Genomic DNA, 19,553 nt, shown 5'->3' with positions numbered 1-19,553 from the left:
GCAGTGCGATCCCGTGCTGCACAAACCAGGGCGACGCGCGGGAGGACCACCGTGGAACGGCAGAGCGGCAGCAGGAGCGACGACCACGGGCTCCGGCCGGGGACCCCGCGGTGGCGCCGGCTGCTCCCGGGCCAGCGTGCTCGCCTCATGGTCTTCGACGTCGTTACCCGCTCCTCGACCTGCGTCTTCGAGACCGACGACTTCGTCATCGAGGCGCCGAACTGGACGCCGGACGGCGCCTGGCTCGTCTTCAACTGCGACGGCCTGCTCTACCGCACCCCGCCGGAGGAGGACGGGCAGCCGCGCGTGATCTTCACGGGAGCGGTGACGGACGCCAACAACGACCACGTGGTGTCCGCCGACGGACGGTACCTCTATCTCTCCTCCCAGGACGGGCATCTCTACGAGGTGCCGCTCGGCGGCGGTGAGGCGCGGCGCGTGACACGGCCCGACGACGGCCTGGAGGCCCGCTACCTGCACGGCATCTCCCCCGACGGGACCACGCTGGCGCACATCGGCTGCCGGCGCCGCGACGGCGTCCAGGCCGTCGACATCTACACCGCGGACGTGAGGGACGGCTTCACCCGCCGGCTCACGGACTCCGACCGGCCGCACGACGGCGCCGAGTACAGCCCGGACGGCGCATGGCTGTATTTCAACTCCGAGCGCGCCTCCGAACGTGCGGGCCACTCGCAGCTGTTCAGGATGCGCACCGACGGCAGCGGCGTGGAACAGCTGACGTCGGACGACCGCGTGAACTGGTTCCCTCATCCGGCCCCCGACGGCAGCCGCCTGGTGTACCTGAGCTACCCGCCCGGCGTGCAGGGCCACCCCGCCAACGAGCCGGTGGTGCTGCGCGTGGCGGAGCCCGACGGACGGAACGCGTGGGACGCCGTCGAGCTGTTCGGGGGCCAGGGGACGCTCAACGTCAACAGCTGGGCCCCGGACGGGCGGCACTTCGCGTACGTCGACTACCCGACGGCGCCGGCGGCGGACGGAGGTGTTCGGGCAGTACCCGGGTGAGCGGCCACGCTGCGGATGCGGGGGTGGGGACCGCTCCAGGAAGGCCGGCTGCGGACTGGCGTAGGCTGGAAGTCAGCGGACACGTTCGCGCCACCTCTGGCGCCGTTCGCGAGGAGGCAGAATTTGGTACAGCGCATGGCAGACCCCACGTACAGGGACCAGCAGTGGGAACAACGCTACGATCCACAGATCGAGGACGTGAACCGGCTGTGTGACACCCTGGCCGAGTCCAAGCCGGGATCGGCGGTTCCCTACATCGATCCGATCCACGACGTCGACGGGTGCAAGATCGTCAGTCTCTTCTCCAATCCCGGGGCGTCCCTGCCCTCGGGCTTCGTCTCCTTCGAGAACGACGACCCCAGCTCCATCCGGATGGCCGGGATCTACGAGGCCGTGGGGCTGCGCCCCGACGCGTTCATGCCCTGGAATGCGCACCCGTGGTACCTGCCGGAGGGCAAGGAGCGGGCGTTGACGATGGACCAGATCTCCGACGGCGTGAAGCCTCTGCTCACTTTCCTGCAGCAGGTGCCCCGTGCCTCCGCCCTCGTGGCGCACGGCGCCGACGCCCACAAGGCTGCACGGCGCCTGATGAAACTCGAGAACCGGGCGATCGCCAAGCGCGGGTTCAAGATCTACGAAGTGCGGTCCCCGGGGGAGCGCGCCTTCAAGGGCACCCCGGCGAACCAGGAGCTGTGGCTCAAGGACATCCAGTCGGCCTACACGGACGCGATGGGCAGGGCCGGCATCCGGGCCCGCCAGTCCATCCAGTAGTCCTCGCCGTCCTACCCGCGACGCCGATCGTCCCGCACGGGGCGGTCGGCGTCGTCGTCAGACGGGCGAGAGCAGTCCCGGCCGATCAGTCCCGGCCGATCACTGGCAGATGAGGACTCAGGCGGGGCCGTTGACCGCGCGCACGCGGGGCTCGGCGGGTGCTGCCGCGACCTCCGAGCGGTTCAGGGACAGCCCACGCAGGGTGGCAGCGACATCCTCCAGGGACCGCTGCACCCACGCGAAGGCGTCGTCGTCCGTCACCTGGTCCTCCGGGTCCTGCGTGCAGGACCGGTGCGCGAGCGCGAGCCGCGCCACAGCACCTTCCAGGGATTCGAGGAGCGCTTCCGTCTCGACGGCGATCTGCGCTGCCAGCGCGCCGACGTCCTGCGCATCACGTCCCCCGGGCACCATGAGGAGCGTGGTCCGGGGAAGCCCCGAGGCGTCGGTGGACGTGAAGGCTGGAGGGCGCTGTGCACTCATGGAACTGAGACCTCGTTCGAGTCAAAAGGGCGCCCTGCAAATCCCCACGGGCGGAAAGACGGTGACCATCGCAAGTCTGCCACCGGTGGGGTGTGTCCCCTAGGGATTCCGACGCAGGAAATCCGCAAGTTACCGCCCGGTTCATCGAGTTGTCATCAGGGCGAGGGATGGGACGCAGGAGTGTGCGCTCGCTGCGGGCATTCGTGTCCCTGGAGCCCCTGCTCCGGGTGGCTGTCCCCGGGTTCAGGCCTCGCCGCCCTGCTCCTCGCGCTTCGGGGTCAGGTAGGTGGACCCGTCCGCGTTCCGCACCACGGTCCACTGCTGCAGTTCCTCCTGCCGCCGGCGCTGCGCCTCGTCGTCGAGATACACGATCGGCCCCGCGGTGGAGCCCCGCTGGGCCGGCCCGAAGAACATGCGCAGCTTGCCGGTTGCTGCCATGAACCGTGCTGACAGGGGTTCCTTGGTGCTCATGATCGGTTCCTCTCGTGCGTCATCGATGCGTCCGGGCGGAGGTTCGTGCGGGCCTGGTCGGCGGGGGAGCTCGGCAGTTCGGTCCCCGTGGCCCTGATGATCGCGTGCATCGCCTCGTTGAGTGCGTCCACTTGGTCGCGGGTGAGGCCGAGGCGTTTCATCATGGTGCCGGGGACGTCGACCGCCCGCGACCGCAGGTCCCGTCCGGCGGTCGTCAACTCGACGGCGAGTGCCCGTTCGTTGCCCGGGACCCGCGTCCGGGTGAGGAGTCCGAGGGCCTCCAGCCGCTTGAGCATCGGGGAGAGGGTCGCCGATTCCATGGCGAGCGCCCTGCCGATGTTCCGGACCGTGCGGGGGCTCTCCTCCCAGAGGGAGAGCATCACCAGGTACTGGGGATGGGTGAGGCCGAGGTCGTCGAGGACCGGGCGATAGGCGCCCACCACGCTCCTCGAGGCGACGGACAGGGCGAAGCAGAGTTGACGTTCGAGCAACAGGTCGTCGTCCATCCGCGCGGTCATCATTCTCCTCTGTGCTGTCCTAATAATTAGTGTACTACTGATGAATGGTGGAAAGGGCCTGCTGGGCCCGGGAGCCGGTGGCTCCTCCCCGAGGCGATGACGGCGGGTGACCGGCTGTCGCTCACGTGCGCGCTCGAGCTCGACGGCGGCCTGATCGGCGATCTGTTCCTCGCTGTCAAGGATTCGTGGACACAGCACGAGGTGGCGGACCGGGCACGTGCGACGAAGGCCGAGATCGGATGGGCCCTGGATCCCGCTCACCAGGGAAAGGGCTACGCCACCGAGGCCGCCGCCGGGCTGCTGCGGCTCTGCTTCGAGGACCTCGGCCTGCACCGTGTGGTGGCGCAGTGCTTCGCTGATAACGAGTCCTCCTGGCGGGTCATGGAGCGTGTCGGCATGCGCCGCGAAGTCTTCCGCCGCGCCGATGCGCTTCATCGCTCCGGCCGCTGGCTCGACGGCGTCGAGTACGCGCTGCTCGCCGAGGAGTGGGGGCTCGCGCATCGCCACTGATGCCCTGCTCCGGACATCTCCGGACATCTCCGCACGGCACCACGACCTGGCCGAGCACACCGGGCGCAGCCGCGGACTCCATGTCTCCGTGGCCTTCGTTGTCAACCACGTCGTCATCCTGGCTGTCGGGCAGTGCAGGGCAGACGATGGTCAGGTCAGAGTGCGGCAGGTGTTCCGGTGCCGCAGGCGAGTTCGAGGAGAGGATCAATGCATGGCGGATCTTGGTGGAATGGCCGACAAGGCCAAAGATGCAGCGCAGGACCACCCCGAGAAGGTCGATCAGGCCAAGGACAGGGCCAAGGACGCCTTCGGCGGCAAGGACGGCGATCAGAAGTAGTTCATCGGCCTGATCACCCGGGTCATCGCAGAGGGAGGCCGGATCACTGTCACGGCGATCCGGCCTCCTTGGTGTGCGGGCACCGATTCACGTGGTCCGTGGTGGCACCATCTCCAGCTGTACGAGCGCTGCCAGGGTGCGCAGCTTCCTCCGGTCGGACGAGCTGAACGTGTGGGGTGTGTCATACAGGAGGCAGAGCACCCCGATGCGGTGGCCTCCGGGACCGTTGATGGGATGGCCTGCGTAGAAACGGATGCGAGGAGCTCCGACAACGTACGGGTTGGTCCTGAACCGGTCGTCGAGGCGCGTGTCCGGGACCACCATGGTGGTATCGAACGCGATGGCAGCGTTGCAGAACGACAGGTCCCGGGGTACGTCCGCGGTCGGCACCCCGTCGGCGACGGGCGTGCGTTGTTTGTCGGCGTCGATGAGCGTCAACGCTGATCCCATGGTGCCGAAATACGTCCTCGCCATGGTCGGCAGCCGTTGCAGCGACATGGATCGCGAGACTGCGGGATCCAGGAGATTCGAGGCGCGGAGGTCCTCGAGGCGTGCGGGCTCTCGACCGTGCACCGGAACCTCCCTGCTTGTGGGGCGGCGGAGCCGTCGATCGACGTGGTCGCCGTCGAGTTCGCTCGGACCGTAGCCGGCAGCGGCGGCCACGTCATGATGCGTGTAGGGGGCCCGCTGTCCCGCGCTGCGCGGGTAGGGCACGTTGAGCAGCTCGTTGACCGCATCCGACACCAGATCACGCTGCAGCGACGTCAGCATTCCACCGTCCAGGAGATAGGCGGACACCTCGCCCAGTGAGCACATGCCACCGCTCTGCCTGTACACGGAGTGCACCCTCTCCGGCTGCACGCCGAACCGTGCGGCGAGATCCGCGGTCACTCCTTGCTGAACATCAGCACTACCCATGTCCTCAGCCCCCCAGTGAACGAAAGAACAACAAGACTCCAATCTACCGATGGTTCAATCGCGACAGCACACCGATCAAGGCCCCGATCGGCTAGTCCTGCCCACCCGACCCGCTACACCCTCAGGCGCCCCCAGGGCCTTCGTCCTGGTCCTCATCTGTTCGCCTTGATCGTCGTCGCGCACAGGGCCACCGTGCGCGAGCCGTGGATACTCCTGAATGACGCTGTCGATCGTGAGCTTCGCTGCGCGAAGGGCCTGCAGTGCGCTCCACTACTCCATGGTTCCGGTGCCCCTGCGGGTATGGGCGGCGGATCGACTTCGGACGATGTCGAGTACGGACAACAGGCTGATCGATGTCCGCTGTGATGGTGAGTCGCCCTAAGGTGGAGGATCAGTCCGCCCGGGACGCCGGTGTCCGGGCGAAGAACGTTCGCCGAGTACGGAGCTTCGTGACTCATGATCAGTAGCTGCAGGCAGCAGTGGACAGCGGTCCAGGCCCTTCAGGCCGGGGAGCTCGATCCTTTCGATGCCTGGGTGTCGTATGTCGGCTTCGGCGGGGAGGTCGACGAGGTCGACGTGTCCGGCTACCTTTCCGGGCTGATGTGCCTGCCCCGTGCCGATCGCGATCTCCTCTCGTACGCCATCAACGAGATGCTCGCGGAGAAGGGACTCGTCATCACCGGCGCCCAGTACAGCCATGACGGCGGTACCGGGAAGACGTGGGTCGCGGACGGCCTGTACAGGCTGCTCGTCGTCTCCGACGAGGTCAGCACCGGCCATCCATTCCACACACGGTCCGGGCGCCCTGCAGATGGTGACGCCGTGCAGCCGGAGGATCGAGCCGGGTTCCTGGCCCACGAGTCCCGACGGTGCGATGCCCTGTCCCGGAGCGGGCTACTCGATTCCGGCGCGGAAGAGCGCTTCGACAGGATCACCGCGAAGGCCCGCCGGCGTTTCGGAACCTCCTCGGCGTCCATCGCACTGATCACCGATGACAGGCAGGTCATCAAGTCCGTGGTGGGACCGATCGGGCAGGACCTGCCCCGCGACGTCGCTCTCTGTTCCCGCACCGTCGAAGCGGACCGCACACTGGTCATCACCGATGCTCGCAGCGACCCCGAGTACAGCGACCACCCCCTCGTCACCGGGAGTCCCGGCATCCGGTTCTACGCGGGACACCCCCTGACCAGTGCCGACGGGTGGCGCATCGGCTCCCTCTGCGTCATCGACGATCGGCCGCGAGCCTTCACATCAGCTGACGCGCGCGACCTGCGGCTCCTCGCAGCCCAGGTACAGCTCGAGATGTGGACCGGAGAACCACCGGGGTAGACGCGTTCCATCATCCGTGCGGTGGGCCCCTTCCCCGGGAAACCGGACACCGGTTCCGACCCCGTTCCGGGTGGACTGCGCCTCACTCCGCCGGGTCAGCGGGGAAGGGCCGCGATCCACTCGGAGAAGTCGGTGAGCTCGGTGCCGGTGACGACGGCGGCGGGGCCTGCGTCCATCGGATCGCTGAGGAGGGCCAGGGATTCGGCCGGCAGGTCCTTCGTGGACTCCCAGACGATCGACGTGGGCGACCCCGAGTCCGGCCAGCACAGGAAGACGAGAGGATCAGCGGTGGTGGACTCCACGATGCCGACACGGTGATGGAGCAGGTCCGCGAGTTCGCTCGTGAACATGGGCGCTGACACGTCTCCCGCAGTGAGGAGGACGCCTGATTCCAGGGTTCCCCTGCGTCCGCGGGGGAGCGGGTACAACTCAGCCCGTAGGCTGGCGCCCTGCCAGGGTGCGACGTCGCCGGGCACCGCGGGAGCCGTGGTCTGCTGCCGGGGGGTGCTCTGCTGCAGGAAAGCGACCAGGTCGGTGTAGCCGATGCTGATCCTGGTCGCCGTGAAGTGCATCCTGCCGCCCACATCCCTGACGTCGACCCCGCCGAGGGCGTTGGGCGCCGGACGGACCGAACCGATGTCGGTCAGGGCGACGAGCCGCGTCGCTCGGAACCACGGGCGGACCGTCAGGTGGTCGTCGAACGCCTCGACCCTGAACCGGTGGATGCCCATGGCGAGAACCACGAAGACCGCCCCGGCCACCGTGATCCCGGTCGCACCGACCAGGGGACCCGGACCCTCCAACTCCTCGGTCCTGGCGACAGAGACGATCGTGAAGAACCCCCCGACAACCAGGAGGACGATGCCGAGCACCCGGAACAGGGCAGCCTGCCAGCGCCGATTCCTCACGACGAACAGCGCCCCCGTGTCTGCATCCGGGCGAGCCGTTCCGCGACCGCTCCGGTCACCCCGGCGGACGGCCCCGCCGACGATCACGGGGATCACGCTCGACAGCAGGACCGTGACGACCACGGCAATCATGATGGGAGACATCCACCGAATGTAGCCCGTACCGCACGTGCAGTGTCCTCGCCGCACAGAACACCGCAGCGCGGGACGGCCCACACGCCCACTCCGGCAGGCGACGGCAGTGCTGTCGCAGGAGACAGTACCGGCAGTCAGGCCGAGCGTGAGGTGTTCCGCCGTGGTGCGTCACTCCGAGCACCGCGGCTGGCCGACGCCACGCGCGCGTGGCCGTCCGCCCTGGTATCGGCCGGATACCCACGTACGGCGCCGACCCGGGAAAGGTGCTGCAGGTGCTGAGGATCGGGGCGTCGAAGATGACGCCTGCGGTGCAGGAGCGGCCTGATCACCGCCACGCCCGCGTAGAGGGTGATCGCGAGCACCGTGATGGTCGCTCCCGGGGAGAGTGCATGGAAGTACGTGATGGAGAGTCCGACGACGCAGACGATTCCGCCCAGCACCATGGCCACTCCCATGGTGGCGCGGAAGGAGGGCGCGATGAGCTGCGCCACGGCGACGGGCACGATCATCAGTGCCGAGACCAGCAGTACGCCGACCACACGCATGGAGATCGCCACGGTCAGCGCGGCGGTGACGGCGACCAGGATGTTCAGGGCCCGCACCGGCAGCCCGCTGGCGCGGGCGAACTCCTCGTCGTAGCAGAGGGCGAACAGTGCCGGCCGCAGGCCGAGGCCGACGCCGAGGATGAAGACGGCCAGTCCGGCGCTGAGCCACACGTCGAGGGAGTCGACGGTGGAGATGGATCCGAAGAGGTACCCGGTGAGGTTCGCTGCTGTTCCGCCCGCGAGCCCGATGAGGAGCACGCCACCGGCGATACCACCGTAGAACAGCATCGCCAGGGCGACGTCGGCGCTGGTGCGGCCGCGGTCGCGGACGAACTCGATGAGGAGCGCCCCGATGATGGCGGCGGCGACCGCACCGGGCACGGCCAGGGCGTCCGCGGAGGCGGTGCCGGCGGCAGCGCCGGCGAGCCACCCCATCGCGACACCCGTCAGTGCGACATGGCCGATGCCGTCGCCGAGCAGTGCCAGACGGCGTTGGACGAGGTACGTGCCGATGACCGGAGCGCTGACACCGACGAGGCCGGCGATGAGCAGGGCCCGCTGCATCAGCTCACTGGACAGCATGGACAGCAGTGTGTCGAGGAAGGTCATGATGATCCTCTCCGGCCGGTCGTGAGGTCAAGTGCGTGATGGTCCGGGTGGGGTGCGCGGTCCGTCCCGCGGACACGCGCGTCGTCCGAGGCGTCGGAGGGCAGTGTGCTCCCGGCCCTCGGCGGAAAGCCCTCGATGCCTGCGGCGTCGTCATGCCTCACCCGGCCGTGGTCGAGGACGACGGTGCGGTGGATCAGCGGGGCGAGGACGCCGGGATCGTGCAGCACGACGATGATGGTGGTCCCTCGCGCCTGGAGATCGCTCAGGGTGACCGCCAGCGCCGTCTGCGAGTCATGGTCGATGCCGGACAGCGGCTCGTCGATGATCAGCAGGTCCGGCCGGCGGATCAGGGCGCGGGCGATCAGCACGCGCTGCTGCTGTCCGCCGGAGAAGAGGTGGACGTTGTCCCGGGAGCGTTCGCGCAGACCGACCTGCCCGAGGGCGTCCTGCGCGCGCTCGCGTGCGTGCGACCCGGGGACCAGGCGCCGATGGTCCAGCAGGCCGGCGGCAACGACTTCCTCGGCGGTGACGCTCATGACCGGCTGGGCGTTCACCCGCTGCGGAACGTACCCGAGGCGTGACCAGGGCACAGCGCGGCGCATCACGAGGTCCGCGCCGTACACGGCGATCCGCCCGCGGGTGGCCGGCACCAGCCCCAGAACGGCCCTGACCAGGGTCGTCTTCCCCGAGCCGTTCGCCCCGAGCAGGGCGAGGGTCTGGCCGTCAGCGACCTCCAGGTCGATGCCCTCGAGGACGGAGTTCGCGCCGAGCTCCACGTGGAGTCCGTCGATCTGCACCGCGGGATGCCGGCCGGCACGGTCACGCACAGTCGAGCGCTTCCCGCAGGGCGCTGAGGTTGCCGCGCATGACGTCGAGGTAGTCGCCGCTGGTGTCCGCGTGCGATTCGATCGGATCGAGCAGCGCCGTCGTCACGCCGAGGTCCGCGGCCAGCGTCTCGGCGACCTTCGGATTGACGAGGGATTCCGTGAAGATGGTCGTGACGTCCTGGCCCTCGATGACGCGGCGGATCTTCGCAATCCGGGCCGGCGCCGGTTCGGCTTCGGGGTCGATGCCCGAGACCCCCGTCTGCTCGAGATCGTAGCGGTCCGTCAGGTAGCCGTACGCCTCATGGGAGACGACGATCGTGCGGCGCTCGCATGTGGCGAGACCCGTGCTGAAGTCCTCGTCGAGGGTGGACAGCTCCTGGTTGAGCTTGTCGGCGTTCGCCGCATACTCTACTGCGTTCTGCGGGTCCAGTTCGCCGAGACGTTCGGCGACCACGTCCGTGACGTCGCCGAGGCGTTCCGGGTCGAGCCAGAAGTGGGGGTCCCCCGCGTCGTCGTCCTCGGCCGTGCCGCCGCCGGCGGTCGAGAGCTGTGCGGCATCCGCCACGTCGATGGCATGCTCCGGCGCGGTCTGCACGACCGCTTCATCCACAGCGGCCTGGAAGCCGGAGGCGTAGACCACTGCGGAGGCGTCGGCCAGTTCGGCGACCTTTGCCGGTGAGAGTTCGAGGTTGTGGGGCTCCGCGCCGGGAGGGGTGATCGAGCTGATCTCGACGGTGTCCCCGCCCACCCTCTCGACGACGAACTGAAGGGGGTAGAACGAGGTGAGCACCGTCATCGACGTGCTGTTCGTGCCGTCGGGATCTGCGGGATCGGACGGCGGGGCGCAGGCGGACAGGGCGAGGGCTGCCATGACCGGCAGAACGAGGATTGGACGCGACAGGACGTTCACTGGATTCCTTGAGGAGGTTCGGGGAGGGTCGGGGCCTGATCGATGACGGGCAGCCGCGACGACCCGACGGGCCGTCGCGACTGCTCAGTGCCGGTGGCCTCAGCCTTCGCCGTCGGCGTGGTCGTGTCCGTGTCTTCCCTCTCCGGTCACGACGGCGAGCTCCACCGGGGTCTCGGGAAGGTCGAAACTGTCCAGCAGGGTACCCTCGGCGACGTCGATGACATGCAGCTTCTTGGCGGACGGCTCCGTGACATAGGCGAAACCGTCGGTTCCGACCTTGACGGTCGGGGCGGGAGACTGCCATTCCTCGGGCTCCTCCCAGGGTGCGACGACCTCCACCTCGTGAAGGACGGCGCCGGTCTCCTCGTCGAGGATGTTCAGTTCCCCGTCATAGGTCAGGACGAGGGCCTCACCGTCGGCGCCCCGGGCGAGTGAACGGAACCAGTACGCCGATCCGAGGTCGACGGTGGTCATGACGGAGGCGTGGGTGTCGATCAGCCCGACGCGGGTGGGGCGTTCCTGCTCCGCGTCAGGGTCCGTCTTGTAGTCGGCCAGGACGATCGGGGACTCGTGGCTGCCGAACTGGTTGCCGGAGCGCTGGTAGGGCTCATCGACGTGGATCTTGTGGAACTCGCCGTCCCGATAGACCACCGGACCGTTCTCGCAGCCCAGGGAGACGACGTCGCCGGCCGTGGTCGGCATGGCGGCAGCTTCACCGTGCACCCCCGGGCAGTCCGTCGTCTCGGCGAGGAGCTCACCCTCGGGGGAGACGACCTGCACGGTGGAGCGGGAATCCGCTGTCCCCTGCGTCATCAGCAGATCACCCGACGTCAGGGGGACTGCCACCCCGTGGTGCGGGTCATCGGTTGAGAAGCTCTCGACCTCGTCCGCGTCGATCCGGCCGTCCTCGAACGCCGAGGTGTCCATGATGCTGATCGCTCCGCTGCCGTCGGCGAAGAGCGCGGTCTTCCCCCCGTGCGCAACGACGTGTCCGGCCTCGGCGGCCTCCACCGTGGAGCCCGTGAGCGCAGGGGCCTGCTCGTAGTAGTGGTCGTGGTCCCCGTGCCCTTCGACGATCAGACCGCTGTCGAACACGCGGAATTCCTTGCCGGCGCTGACCAGGACGTGCCGTCCGTCGCCGGCCTCGTTGAGGCGCAGGAAGCCCTCGGACTCGGTGTTCGTCAGCACGTCACCGGTCTCGGTGTCGACAGCCATGATGCCGCCGTCGTACGTCAGGACCGCCCGGGGTGCGAGACCGTCGACCTCCTGCCGATCCGTGGCGTCGGCGCTGGTCGGCGTGCCTGCTTCCGAGGGGCGGTCGGCGGTCGTGGCCGGATTCGCCGGGGCATCGGCGCCGGATCCCGTCGAGGCCGGAGTGGAACACGAGGTGAGCACCAGGGCTGCGAGGACGGCGGTGGACAGGGGGAGAGTTCGACGATGTAGCGACATACCCCTAGGTTAGACGTAAATGAAGATCATTCTCAACAAGGGCCGGGAGGAGAGGAATGTGCCATGGAAGTGTCGGTGGCGGAACCTACCGTGGAGGTAGTCGACGCCACGCGAAGGGATCCATGCTCCAGGCCGAGAAGCTCCTCCAGATCAGTCGCATCTACGTCGAACCTGCAGCAGCAGCGCTGCCGCGAGGCCAGGAGATCCTCGCACGCTGGCCGGAGGCCGACGTCGTCGAGGTCGCCAGTCACTGGCGCATCCCGGAGCTCAGTGGTGACGAGGCGAACGTACGCCGCTGGGTCCGCATCAAGACCGAGGCCCTGATCATCGGGGTGAAGAAGTCGCTCACGGCGAAGCCCAACGGCAGGTCCGCGGATTTCATCGCGCCCTCCACGGCCAACGGCTGTGCCATGGCCTGCGCCTACTGCTATGTCCCCCGGCACAAGGGGTACAGCAATCCCATCACGGTCTTCGCGAACATCGACCAGATCAGCGGCTACCTCGAGCGGCATGTGGCGCGCCAGGGCATGAAGCTGGAACCGAACCAGTGCGACGACCGGGCCTGGGTGTACGACATCGGGGAGAACAGCGACTGCTCCGTCGACGCCCTCGTCAGCGACAACGTGCAGGACCTCGTGTCGCTCTACCGGGAGCTGCCCACCGCCAAGCTCTCCTTCGCCACCAAGTTCGTGAACCGCGAGCTGCTCGGGTGGGATCCGCAGGGACGCACGCGGATCCGGTTCTCCCTCATGCCGGAGAAGCTCGCACGGATGGTCGACGTGCGGACCACACCCGTGGCCGAGCGCATCGCCGCGATCAACGACTTCGTGGAGGCGGGGTACGAGGTCCACGTCAACTTCTCGCCGGTCATCATCACGCCCGGGTGGAAGGAGGACTGGCGGGAACTCTTCGCTCAGCTCGACGCAGCGCTGTCGCCTGCAGCGAAGCAGCAGCTTGCGGCCGAGGTCATCTTCCTCACGCACAACCAGCAGCTGCACGAGGTCAATCTCGGCTGGCACCCCCAGGCGGAGGAGATCCTGTGGCGCCCGGACCTGCAGGAGACCAAGCGGTCCCAGAACGGCTTCGCGAACGTGCGCTACATCGCCTACGAGAAGCGTGGCTACCTGGAGGCCTTCCTCGGCCTCGCCGCCGACGCGCTGCCGTACTGCCGCATCCGTTATGCCTTCTGAAGCCACTGCTTCCGTCGCCCGGCGATCCTGCCGTCGCGGGCGCGCCGGGACCGGGCCGGGAGCGCAGATGCACCGCTGTAGATTGGCCGGGTGGTCTCAACCCTCGCGCGCGTGCTCACCGCACTGCTCCTCCTGTCCCTCTGCGCCTGCAACATCAACCCCACGGCCAGGCCGTGCCCGCCCATCGACGGACGCGACCTCGCGCCGGAGGTGGGCACCCTCATGGGCGTGAACCTCGAGTGGGGGAAGGAGACCCTCGCCGAGTACGCCGGGAAACTGGGGAGCCGGCCCGCCGTCGCCGTGTCCTTCGCCGACTTCCCCTTCGCCGCCGAGGATCCGGCCCTCATCGCCGCCGCGGCCGAACAGCTGCGTCAGGAGGGCGGGACACTCCTGCTGACCCTCGAGCCGCAGCAGGGTCTCGCGGCCGTGACGGCGGAGCGCGCCGACGAGCTCGCCGCGATGCTGGCGGGCTTCAACACCAGCGGCGTGCCGGTGATCGTGCGCTTCGCCCACGAGATGAACGGCTCGTGGTACCCGTGGGGGCAGCAGCCCGCCGAGTACATCGATGCGTTCCGCCGGGTGTCGGACGCCGTGCACGGCCGGGCTCCGGGCTCGGCGATGATGTGGGCTCCGAACTATGCCGGCGGCTACCCGTTCGCGGGCGGCGCCCACGAGGCACGTCCCGGCACGGCCGGCTTCGCTGCTCTCGACACCACGGGTGACGGCGTGATCACGAGTGACGACGAGCCCTACGCGCCCTACTATCCCGGCGACGACGCCGTCGACTGGGTGGGCATGTCCCTGTACCACTGGGGGAGCACCTACCCCTGGGGTGAGAGCGAGATGCCCGAGGACGGCAAGTTCGTGGAGCAGCTCACCGGCGCCTACGACGGGAAGAACGGGGACGATTCGATGCTCCCCGACTTCTACGCCGACTACGGGGTGCGGCACGGCAAGCCCGTCGCCATCCCCGAGACAGCGGCCCTCGTCACGGACGGGATCGGGGACCTGCGGACCATCAACATCAAGCGCGCCTGGTGGGAGCAGGTCTTCGACCCGGCGGTGCACGAGCGGTTCCCGCAGCTGAAGATGGTGAACTGGTTCGAGTGGAACAAGGTGGAGCCCGAGGTGGGCTCCGCCGTGGACTGGACCGTCGTCGAGGACGCCACGGTCCGTGCCGAATTCACCGCGGCGATGCCCGAGTGGTACCTCTTCGCGGACGAGCCCGACGACTGCGGGGAGCAGATCTCATGACCGGTGGACCAGAGGACGACGCCGCGCGATCGGATACGACGGCACAGCCCGGTGGCGGGCGGCAGGACGACTGGCAGCTCGTGCCCGCGCTGCCCCGGCCGGTCATCATGGACCAGTTCTGGGCGGACGCCGTGTTCCTGCATTGGCGGGTCGCCGCGGCCGAGGTGATGCGGTACATGCCGCCCGGTGTGGTGCCGGACGAGGTCGACGGCTCGTCGTGGGTGGGACTCATCGGTTTCCGGATGATCGGTGCGGGACTGGGCCAGGGGCTGCCGGTCCCGTACTTCGGTTCGTTCACCGAGATCAACGTCCGGCTCTACTCGCGCGGCCCGGACGGCACGCGCGGGGTGGTGTTCGTGACCCTCGACGCGTCGCGCCTGGCCGTGGTCCTCGCCGCCCGGGCCGGCGGCATCCCGTACGTCTGGTCGAGGTGCTCGCCCGTCCAGCGCGGGAGCGGCGACCAGCGGGAGTACGGGTACGACGTCGTCCGCTTCCGACGGCAGGCCGAGTCCCGGTTCGCCGTCCGGCCGGATGTCTCGCGGACGGCGGCGGACCGCCTGTCCCTCGAACTGACGGCGCGCTTCGGCCTGCACAGCACCCTGGCCGGCCGCACGCTGTACATCCCCAACACACACACCCCCTGGCCCCTGCACCCCGTGACGCTCACGGCGCTCGATGACGGATTGCTGGGAGCCGCGGGGATCCGCGTCCAGGGGCAGCCGGAATCGGTGCTCTTCTCGCCCGGCGTGCAGACGCAGTTCGGCAGGCCGCGCGTCGTGCCCGCCGCGTGACGCCACCGGTCGGTCGCCGTCGACCTCATGGCTCCTCCTGCCCGGGCGGCGCCCGACGTCACCGGAGCGATCACCCCGCTGCCACCTCGGGAGTGCTCGGTGACGGGGTGCCGAAGCGGCATCATGGTGCGAGGCCCGCACCGAGCGGCCTGATGACAGAGCCGGAAGCAGGTTGATGACTCCCGTCCAGCAGCAGGTCGTGTTCGTGACCGGAGCCAGCCGCGGTGTGGGCCGTGGGATCGCCCACGCTTTCGGCGAGGCCGGTGCAACGGTCTACGTCGGTGGACGGACGACCGTGGACGGCACCGCGCCGTCCCGGCTGCCCGGTACGATCACCGAGACCGCCCGGCTCGTGACAGAGGCCGGCGGAACAGGGGTCCCCCTCCCTCTCGACGTCCGGGACGACGCCCAGATCGAGACCGCGATCGCACGCATCGGCGCCGAGCAGGGTCGTCTGGACGTGTTGGTCAACAGCGCCTGGGGCGGATACGAGCGGTTCACCGACGGAAGCCCCGTCAACCCGGGCCCCTTCTGGGAGCAACCGCTCGACCTGTGGGACGCCATGCACCGGGTGGGGCTACGGGCGCACTACGTGGCCTCGTCCTTCGCCGCCCCCATGATGGTGGCCCGCGGCACGGGCCTGATCATCACCCTGTCCTCGTTCGCCGGGCAGGTCTTCGTCCCCCCGGTGGCCTACGGCGTGGCACATGCGGCCATCGATCGGTTGGCGGCGGACATGGCGGTCGACCTCAGGGATCACGGGGTGGTGTCGGTGGCGCTGTATCCCGGGCTGGTCCTCACGGAGAGTGTCCTCGCCAACATCCAGTACTTCGAGCACGAGCAGAATCGGGAGACCCCTCGCTTCGTCGGTCGCGCCGCCGCCGCCCTGGCCGCGGATCCCGACGTCATGCGGCTCACCGGCCTTCCGCTGGTGGCCGCGGAAGTGGCAGCCGCGTACGGGGTGGAGGACGAGGAGGGTCATCGGCCGGTCTCGAACCGGAGCGCGATCACGGGACCGCCCACGCCCGGGTTCCCCGATCCCTTCCCACGCCCTTAGGGAGGAGGAGGAGGAGGAAGGACGGCAACCGGACGCTCGGAGCTGGTGGGAGGAGGCGTCAGCCGCCCTCGAGCGTGATGCCCGACGGGCGGATACTCAGCGTCTCGATGGTCGATTCGGGTGTCGCATCGACGGCGAGCCGCACTGCTCTCGCGACCTGGCCGGGCTGGATCCAGGCCTCGGGACGGTAGTCCTTGCCCTCCCAGGCATGCAGCTCCTCCTGCATGTCCGTGGCGACGCGGCCGGGATGGATGGAACTCACCCTCACGCCGTGCGCCCGCTCCTCGTCGCGCAGCGCGTCGGTGAGGGCACGCAGCGCGAACTTCGTGCCGCTGTACACCGAGGAGCCCGCGCCGGAGGAGTAGCCCGACCCGCTGTTGATCGCGATCACCTGGCCACGCGCGCTGCGCAGCGCCGGCAGGAGCGCGCGTGTCAGCGATGCCACCGCGAACACGTTCACCTCGAAGCTCTCGCGCCAGGCGTCGTCGGACAGTTCGGCGACGGAACCCATCCTGAGCACTCCCGCGGAGTGCACGAGGACTTCCAGCCGGGGGATGCCCGCCACAGCGGCGGCCACCTGACCGGCGTCGCGCAGCTCTGCCGCGAAGGGTTCGGCGGACGGGAACGACGACGAGAGCTCGGCGAGCGCCGAGAGGTCACGGCCGCCGAGGAGGAGGTGGTGCGTGGAGCCGAGCTCGTCGGCGATGGCGCGGCCGATGCCGCGGGAGGCGCCGGTGATGAGGGCTACGGGGTGGGGGGACATGCTGCCACCCTAGCAACGCCGGCCTGCGGGCGCGTCCGATCGGGCCGCACGGACTCCGGGCGCCGCACCCGCCCTCGCTCCCTTCCCCCGCGGGTCCTGGACGGTCTTCCGTTGACATTCGTGGTGAACGTCACCGATGATCTCCGGACAACAAAGGTTCACTGGTGGACAACAAGAGGACGGAAGAGGCCTGTATGCCGAACGAGAACCTGACTGACGAGGACGTCCTCGCTGCGGCGACCGCCCTGGTCGATGCCTTCCGGGCCACCGACACCCGTGCCTACTTCGGGTCCTTCACGGAGGATGCGACCTTCGTGTTCCACACGGAGTCCCGGCGGCTGGACAGCAGGGCGGCCTATGAGCAGCTCTGGGCCGGCTGGCTCGCGGACGGCTGGCGCGTGACGGAATGCATCAGCAGCAACCCGCGGGTGCAGCTCCTCGGCGATACGGCCGTGTTCACCCACGACGTCACGACCACCACGGCCGTCGGCGGTGTCTCCGACACCACCCGGGAACGCGAGACGATCGTGTTCCGCCGCTCCGGGACCACCCTCCGTGCCGTCCACGAACACCTGAGCCCCGTTCCCGCCGATGCCCCTGAGGAGAGCGCATCATGACCGACACCACCAGCTCCGCCTACCGGCGCCTGTCGCACCACCTCGACAAGAACTCCGACGGCTACGGTCCCCTCCGCGGCACCCTCGGAACCGCGCGCATGGGGATGATCTGGCTGGCGGCGAACCTCGTCGTCACGACCCTGCTGACGGGAACGCTGTTCGTGCCAGGCATCAGCTGGGGCCTTGCCGTGGGCATGATCGTCCTGGGCACGCTGATCGGCGGCTCCGTCCTCGTGCTGGTCGGCAACATGGGGACGCGAACGGGTCTGCCCACCATGTCCCTGACCAAGGGCTCCTTCGGACTCCGCGGGTCCTTCCTTCCGGTCGCGGCGAACGTCGTGACGCTCATGGGCTGGAGCTGGGTGCAGGCGATGCTCGCGGGCGTCACCGTGAACTTCCTCGTGGAACAGGCCACCGGATTCTCGAGTCCGGTCCTGTTCTCCGTGCTCTGCCAGCTCCTCGTCGTGTGCCTGGCGATCTTCGGTCACACGGGGATCGCCCGGGTCGAACCGTGGCTGGCCCTCGTGATCCTCGCCTTCATGGCCTACATCTTCGTTGCGGCTTTCCTCGCGCACGGGCCTGCCGAATTCGCGGCGATCCCGCAGGACGTCGAGGCCGGCTGGACACCCGTCGCGGCGCTCGACGTCGTCATCGCCACGGCCATCTCGTGGACCGTCCTGTCCGCCGAGTTCAACCGACTCGCTCGTACCCAGGCCGCCGGGATGATCGGCTCCGGTGTCGGGTACATGCTGTCCACGGTGCTCGCCATGACGCTCGGAGCCACCGCCATCGGCTACGTGGTGCTCGACGGCGGCGAGGCACTGCCGTTCGATCCCACCGTGATCGTCGCCGCGTTCGGCGCCCCGCTCGCCGTCGTGATCTTCCTGTCCGTCATGGCGACGAACACCATGGTGGTCTACGGCATGGTGGCCTCGGTGGTGAACATGGTGCCCTCGCGCCGCATCACCTTCCTGCCCACGGCGATCGTCCTCGGCGTGATCTCGATCCTCGGCTCCACCTGGCTCGCGCTGCTCGACCGGTTCACGGCGTTCCTGGTCGTGATCGGTGCGCTCTTCATCCCGGTGTTCGCGATCATGATCGTCGACTACTACCTCGTGCGATCGCGTCACTACGGTCGTGACATCCTCCGTGGAACGGGCGGAGCGTACTGGTTCACGGGCGGAGTCAACCTCGCTGCCGTGCTGGTCTGGGTGATCGGCGCGGGTGCGTCCCTGCTGCTGACCTACGTGGTGCCCAGCCCGATCGGAGCCACGATCCCCACGTTCGTCCTCTCCGCGCTCCTCTACCTGGCGTGGGCTGCGGCCAGCGGGCGGATCGACCGGTCCAGGCATCCCCACGTCCATCTGCTCGACCTGCCGGAGACAGAGCGGACCAATGCGGATCGTTGACATCAGCCACTCCATCCGTTCCGGCATGCAGGTCTACCCGGGTGATCCCGAGGTGAGGGTGGAGACCGTGGCGACGGTGGGGGAGGACGGTTACCAGGTGGCGTCCCTCCGGCTCGGATCGCATACCGGGACGCACCTCGACGCACCGCTCCACTCCGTGCCCGGGGCCGCCGCCGTGGACGAAATCGATCTCGCGCGCCTCGTGGGGATCGCCGTCGTCGTGGACTGCGAAGGACGGGAGTCGCACGCGGTGATCACGTGGTCCGACGTCGGACAGCAGGTGGGCCGTGCAGTGCGGCGGGCGGCGGACGAGGGTGCGCCCCCGGCCATGGTGCTGTTCCGCACGGGCTGGTCCCGGCACTTCGGGACCCAGCGCTATCTCGAGCACCCCGTGCTCGCGGCCGATGTCGCGGAGGGCCTTCTCGCCGAGGGGATCACCCTGATGGGCAGCGACACCCTCAGCCCCGATTCCACGCTGCGGAACGACGGCGCCCTGCCGTTCCATGCCCTGTTCCAGGGGGCCGGCGGGCTGATCCTCGAGAACCTGACCAACCTCGCCGCCGCGGACTGGGCACATCCCCTCGTGTCCGTCTTCCCGCTGGCGCTGGCCGGCGTCGACGGATCACCGGTCCGCGCCGTCGCGATGCAGCCTGATGCCTGACCGCACTGCCGCACGACCCTCCCGGCAGGCGCGCAGCAGTGCGCCGGACGACGGCCGCCGGGGCGCACCAC

22 protein-coding genes are annotated in these 19,553 nt (G+C 69.0%); 12 read left to right on the top strand and 10 right to left on the bottom strand.

Features of this window, described 5'->3' with window-relative positions:
* The first annotated feature begins 51 nt into the window (after positions 1 to 51).
* Both FNH21_RS06120 and FNH21_RS06115 read left to right on the top strand, forming a co-directional pair.
* The gene (locus FNH21_RS06120) at positions 52 to 1,023 is read left to right on the top strand and encodes a TolB family protein (RefSeq protein ID WP_338403173.1); all 972 of its coding nucleotides are present in this window, start codon (positions 52 to 54) and stop codon (positions 1,021 to 1,023) included.
* 135 nt (positions 1,024 to 1,158) lie between these two features.
* A complete protein-coding gene (locus FNH21_RS06115; RefSeq protein WP_055766972.1) occupies positions 1,159 to 1,794 on the top strand; it encodes a uracil-DNA glycosylase family protein in 636 nt (211 codons plus the stop codon).
* Between the two features lie 117 nt (positions 1,795 to 1,911).
* Here FNH21_RS06115 and FNH21_RS06110 read toward each other — a convergent pair whose 3' ends face one another.
* The 3 genes from FNH21_RS06110 to FNH21_RS06100 all read right to left on the bottom strand — a co-directional run bounded on the left by FNH21_RS06110 (position 1,912) and on the right by FNH21_RS06100 (position 3,263).
* The gene (locus FNH21_RS06110; RefSeq protein WP_152813063.1) at positions 1,912 to 2,274 is read right to left on the bottom strand and encodes a hypothetical protein; all 363 of its coding nucleotides are present in this window, start codon (positions 2,272 to 2,274) and stop codon (positions 1,912 to 1,914) included.
* 243 nt (positions 2,275 to 2,517) lie between these two features.
* Positions 2,518 to 2,745 (bottom strand): hypothetical protein, encoded by a 228-nt coding sequence (locus FNH21_RS06105; RefSeq protein WP_152813061.1) that lies wholly within the window; start codon positions 2,743 to 2,745, stop codon positions 2,518 to 2,520.
* Positions 2,742 to 3,263: a MarR family winged helix-turn-helix transcriptional regulator gene (locus FNH21_RS06100; RefSeq protein WP_338403172.1), complete on the bottom strand. Its 522-nt coding sequence runs from the start codon at positions 3,261 to 3,263 to the stop codon at positions 2,742 to 2,744. Before FNH21_RS06100 ends, FNH21_RS06105 begins: the two co-directional genes overlap by 4 nt.
* Before the next feature lie 96 nt (positions 3,264 to 3,359).
* Here FNH21_RS06100 and FNH21_RS06095 point away from each other — a divergent pair, with 96 nt between their 5' ends.
* Both FNH21_RS06095 and FNH21_RS17280 read left to right on the top strand, forming a co-directional pair.
* On the top strand, positions 3,360 to 3,773 hold the full coding sequence (locus FNH21_RS06095) for a GNAT family N-acetyltransferase (RefSeq protein WP_152813057.1): 414 nt from the start codon (positions 3,360 to 3,362) through the stop codon (positions 3,771 to 3,773).
* A gap of 211 nt (positions 3,774 to 3,984) precedes the next feature.
* On the top strand, positions 3,985 to 4,110 hold the full coding sequence (locus FNH21_RS17280; RefSeq protein ID WP_277819705.1) for a hypothetical protein: 126 nt from the start codon (positions 3,985 to 3,987) through the stop codon (positions 4,108 to 4,110).
* Between the two features lie 87 nt (positions 4,111 to 4,197).
* On the opposite strand, the gene FNH21_RS17400 is transcribed toward FNH21_RS17280, so the two are convergent.
* A complete protein-coding gene (locus FNH21_RS17400) occupies positions 4,198 to 4,947 on the bottom strand; it encodes a GAF domain-containing protein (RefSeq protein WP_191931658.1) in 750 nt (249 codons plus the stop codon).
* Between the two features lie 537 nt (positions 4,948 to 5,484).
* Between FNH21_RS17400 and FNH21_RS06085 the strand changes: the two genes are divergently transcribed.
* On the top strand, positions 5,485 to 6,357 hold the full coding sequence (locus tag FNH21_RS06085) for a GAF domain-containing protein (RefSeq protein ID WP_152813055.1): 873 nt from the start codon (positions 5,485 to 5,487) through the stop codon (positions 6,355 to 6,357).
* Between the two features lie 95 nt (positions 6,358 to 6,452).
* Here the strand turns inward: FNH21_RS06085 and FNH21_RS06080 are convergent, their stop codons facing one another.
* From FNH21_RS06080 to FNH21_RS06060, 5 genes are all read right to left on the bottom strand, one after another.
* A complete protein-coding gene (locus FNH21_RS06080; protein WP_152813053.1) occupies positions 6,453 to 7,409 on the bottom strand; it encodes a hypothetical protein in 957 nt (318 codons plus the stop codon).
* Positions 7,410 to 7,534: 125 nt separating this feature from the next.
* Positions 7,535 to 8,554 (bottom strand): metal ABC transporter permease, encoded by a 1,020-nt coding sequence (locus FNH21_RS06075; protein ID WP_152813051.1) that lies wholly within the window; start codon positions 8,552 to 8,554, stop codon positions 7,535 to 7,537.
* The gene (locus tag FNH21_RS06070) at positions 8,551 to 9,381 is read right to left on the bottom strand and encodes an ATP-binding cassette domain-containing protein (protein WP_152813049.1); all 831 of its coding nucleotides are present in this window, start codon (positions 9,379 to 9,381) and stop codon (positions 8,551 to 8,553) included. Before FNH21_RS06070 ends, FNH21_RS06075 begins: the two co-directional genes overlap by 4 nt.
* Positions 9,374 to 10,291 (bottom strand): metal ABC transporter substrate-binding protein, encoded by a 918-nt coding sequence (locus FNH21_RS06065; protein WP_338403171.1) that lies wholly within the window; start codon positions 10,289 to 10,291, stop codon positions 9,374 to 9,376. Before FNH21_RS06065 ends, FNH21_RS06070 begins: the two co-directional genes overlap by 8 nt.
* 99 nt (positions 10,292 to 10,390) lie before the next feature.
* Positions 10,391 to 11,740 carry a hypothetical protein gene (locus FNH21_RS06060; RefSeq protein ID WP_206687029.1) on the bottom strand — a complete coding sequence of 450 codons (1,350 nt, stop codon included), beginning with the start codon at positions 11,738 to 11,740 and terminating at the stop codon, positions 10,391 to 10,393.
* Between the two features lie 122 nt (positions 11,741 to 11,862).
* On the opposite strand from FNH21_RS06060, the gene FNH21_RS06055 reads away from it, so the two are divergent.
* From FNH21_RS06055 to FNH21_RS06040, 4 genes are all read left to right on the top strand, one after another.
* Positions 11,863 to 12,930, top strand: coding sequence for a spore photoproduct lyase family protein (locus FNH21_RS06055; RefSeq protein ID WP_152813047.1), 1,068 nt, complete (start codon positions 11,863 to 11,865; stop codon positions 12,928 to 12,930).
* 90 nt (positions 12,931 to 13,020) lie between these two features.
* Positions 13,021 to 14,184 carry a glycoside hydrolase family 26 protein gene (locus tag FNH21_RS06050; RefSeq protein ID WP_338403170.1) on the top strand — a complete coding sequence of 388 codons (1,164 nt, stop codon included), beginning with the start codon at positions 13,021 to 13,023 and terminating at the stop codon, positions 14,182 to 14,184.
* On the top strand, positions 14,181 to 14,975 hold the full coding sequence (locus FNH21_RS06045) for a YqjF family protein (RefSeq protein WP_422108747.1): 795 nt from the start codon (positions 14,181 to 14,183) through the stop codon (positions 14,973 to 14,975). The genes FNH21_RS06050 and FNH21_RS06045 overlap by 4 nt, the downstream gene beginning before the upstream one ends.
* Positions 14,976 to 15,150: 175 nt before the next feature.
* Complete coding sequence (locus FNH21_RS06040; RefSeq protein ID WP_152813045.1) at positions 15,151 to 16,032, top strand: SDR family NAD(P)-dependent oxidoreductase; 882 nt, start codon at positions 15,151 to 15,153, stop codon at positions 16,030 to 16,032.
* Between the two features lie 58 nt (positions 16,033 to 16,090).
* On the opposite strand, the gene FNH21_RS06035 is transcribed toward FNH21_RS06040, so the two are convergent.
* On the bottom strand, positions 16,091 to 16,795 hold the full coding sequence (locus FNH21_RS06035; protein WP_152813043.1) for an SDR family oxidoreductase: 705 nt from the start codon (positions 16,793 to 16,795) through the stop codon (positions 16,091 to 16,093).
* A gap of 164 nt (positions 16,796 to 16,959) precedes the next feature.
* Between FNH21_RS06035 and FNH21_RS06030 the strand changes: the two genes are divergently transcribed.
* The 3 genes from FNH21_RS06030 to FNH21_RS06020 are packed head-to-tail and all read left to right on the top strand — an operon-like array spanning position 16,960 to position 19,482.
* Positions 16,960 to 17,412 (top strand): nuclear transport factor 2 family protein, encoded by a 453-nt coding sequence (locus FNH21_RS06030; protein ID WP_338403169.1) that lies wholly within the window; start codon positions 16,960 to 16,962, stop codon positions 17,410 to 17,412.
* Complete coding sequence (locus FNH21_RS06025) at positions 17,409 to 18,821, top strand: purine-cytosine permease family protein (protein WP_152813041.1); 1,413 nt, start codon at positions 17,409 to 17,411, stop codon at positions 18,819 to 18,821. The genes FNH21_RS06030 and FNH21_RS06025 overlap by 4 nt, the downstream gene beginning before the upstream one ends.
* Positions 18,808 to 19,482 (top strand): cyclase family protein, encoded by a 675-nt coding sequence (locus FNH21_RS06020; RefSeq protein WP_152813038.1) that lies wholly within the window; start codon positions 18,808 to 18,810, stop codon positions 19,480 to 19,482. Before FNH21_RS06025 ends, FNH21_RS06020 begins: the two co-directional genes overlap by 14 nt.
* The last annotated feature ends 71 nt before the right edge of the window (positions 19,483 to 19,553 follow it).

Origin of the sequence: Arthrobacter bussei (genome assembly GCF_009377195.2) — a bacterium.
GTDB lineage: Bacteria > Actinomycetota > Actinomycetes > Actinomycetales > Micrococcaceae > Arthrobacter_D > Arthrobacter_D bussei.
This window is presented reverse-complemented; position numbering and strand designations above follow the sequence as displayed.

Bases quoted from the DNA above. Each gene is read 5' to 3' on its own strand.
- FNH21_RS06110 (WP_152813063.1), bottom strand. From the start codon at position 2,274: ATGAGTGCACAGCGCCCTCCAGCCTTCACGTCCACCGACGCCTCGGGG.
- FNH21_RS06105 (WP_152813061.1), bottom strand. From the start codon at position 2,745: ATGAGCACCAAGGAACCCCTGTCAGCACGGTTCATGGCAGCAACCGGC.
- FNH21_RS06020 (WP_152813038.1), top strand. From the start codon at position 18,808: ATGCGGATCGTTGACATCAGCCACTCCATCCGTTCCGGCATGCAGGTC.
- FNH21_RS06100 (WP_338403172.1), bottom strand. From the start codon at position 3,263: ATGACCGCGCGGATGGACGACGACCTGTTGCTCGAACGTCAACTCTGC.
- FNH21_RS17280 (WP_277819705.1), top strand. From the start codon at position 3,985: ATGGCGGATCTTGGTGGAATGGCCGACAAGGCCAAAGATGCAGCGCAG.
- FNH21_RS06025 (WP_152813041.1), top strand. From the start codon at position 17,409: ATGACCGACACCACCAGCTCCGCCTACCGGCGCCTGTCGCACCACCTC.
- FNH21_RS06085 (WP_152813055.1), top strand. From the start codon at position 5,485: ATGATCAGTAGCTGCAGGCAGCAGTGGACAGCGGTCCAGGCCCTTCAG.
- FNH21_RS06040 (WP_152813045.1), top strand. From the start codon at position 15,151: ATGACTCCCGTCCAGCAGCAGGTCGTGTTCGTGACCGGAGCCAGCCGC.
- FNH21_RS06055 (WP_152813047.1), top strand. From the start codon at position 11,863: ATGCTCCAGGCCGAGAAGCTCCTCCAGATCAGTCGCATCTACGTCGAA.
- FNH21_RS06060 (WP_206687029.1), bottom strand. From the start codon at position 11,740: ATGTCGCTACATCGTCGAACTCTCCCCCTGTCCACCGCCGTCCTCGCA.
- FNH21_RS06095 (WP_152813057.1), top strand. From the start codon at position 3,360: ATGACGGCGGGTGACCGGCTGTCGCTCACGTGCGCGCTCGAGCTCGAC.
- FNH21_RS06115 (WP_055766972.1), top strand. From the start codon at position 1,159: ATGGCAGACCCCACGTACAGGGACCAGCAGTGGGAACAACGCTACGAT.
- FNH21_RS06075 (WP_152813051.1), bottom strand. From the start codon at position 8,554: ATGACCTTCCTCGACACACTGCTGTCCATGCTGTCCAGTGAGCTGATG.
- FNH21_RS06080 (WP_152813053.1), bottom strand. From the start codon at position 7,409: ATGTCTCCCATCATGATTGCCGTGGTCGTCACGGTCCTGCTGTCGAGC.
- FNH21_RS06045 (WP_422108747.1), top strand. From the start codon at position 14,181: ATGACCGGTGGACCAGAGGACGACGCCGCGCGATCGGATACGACGGCA.
- FNH21_RS06035 (WP_152813043.1), bottom strand. From the start codon at position 16,795: ATGTCCCCCCACCCCGTAGCCCTCATCACCGGCGCCTCCCGCGGCATC.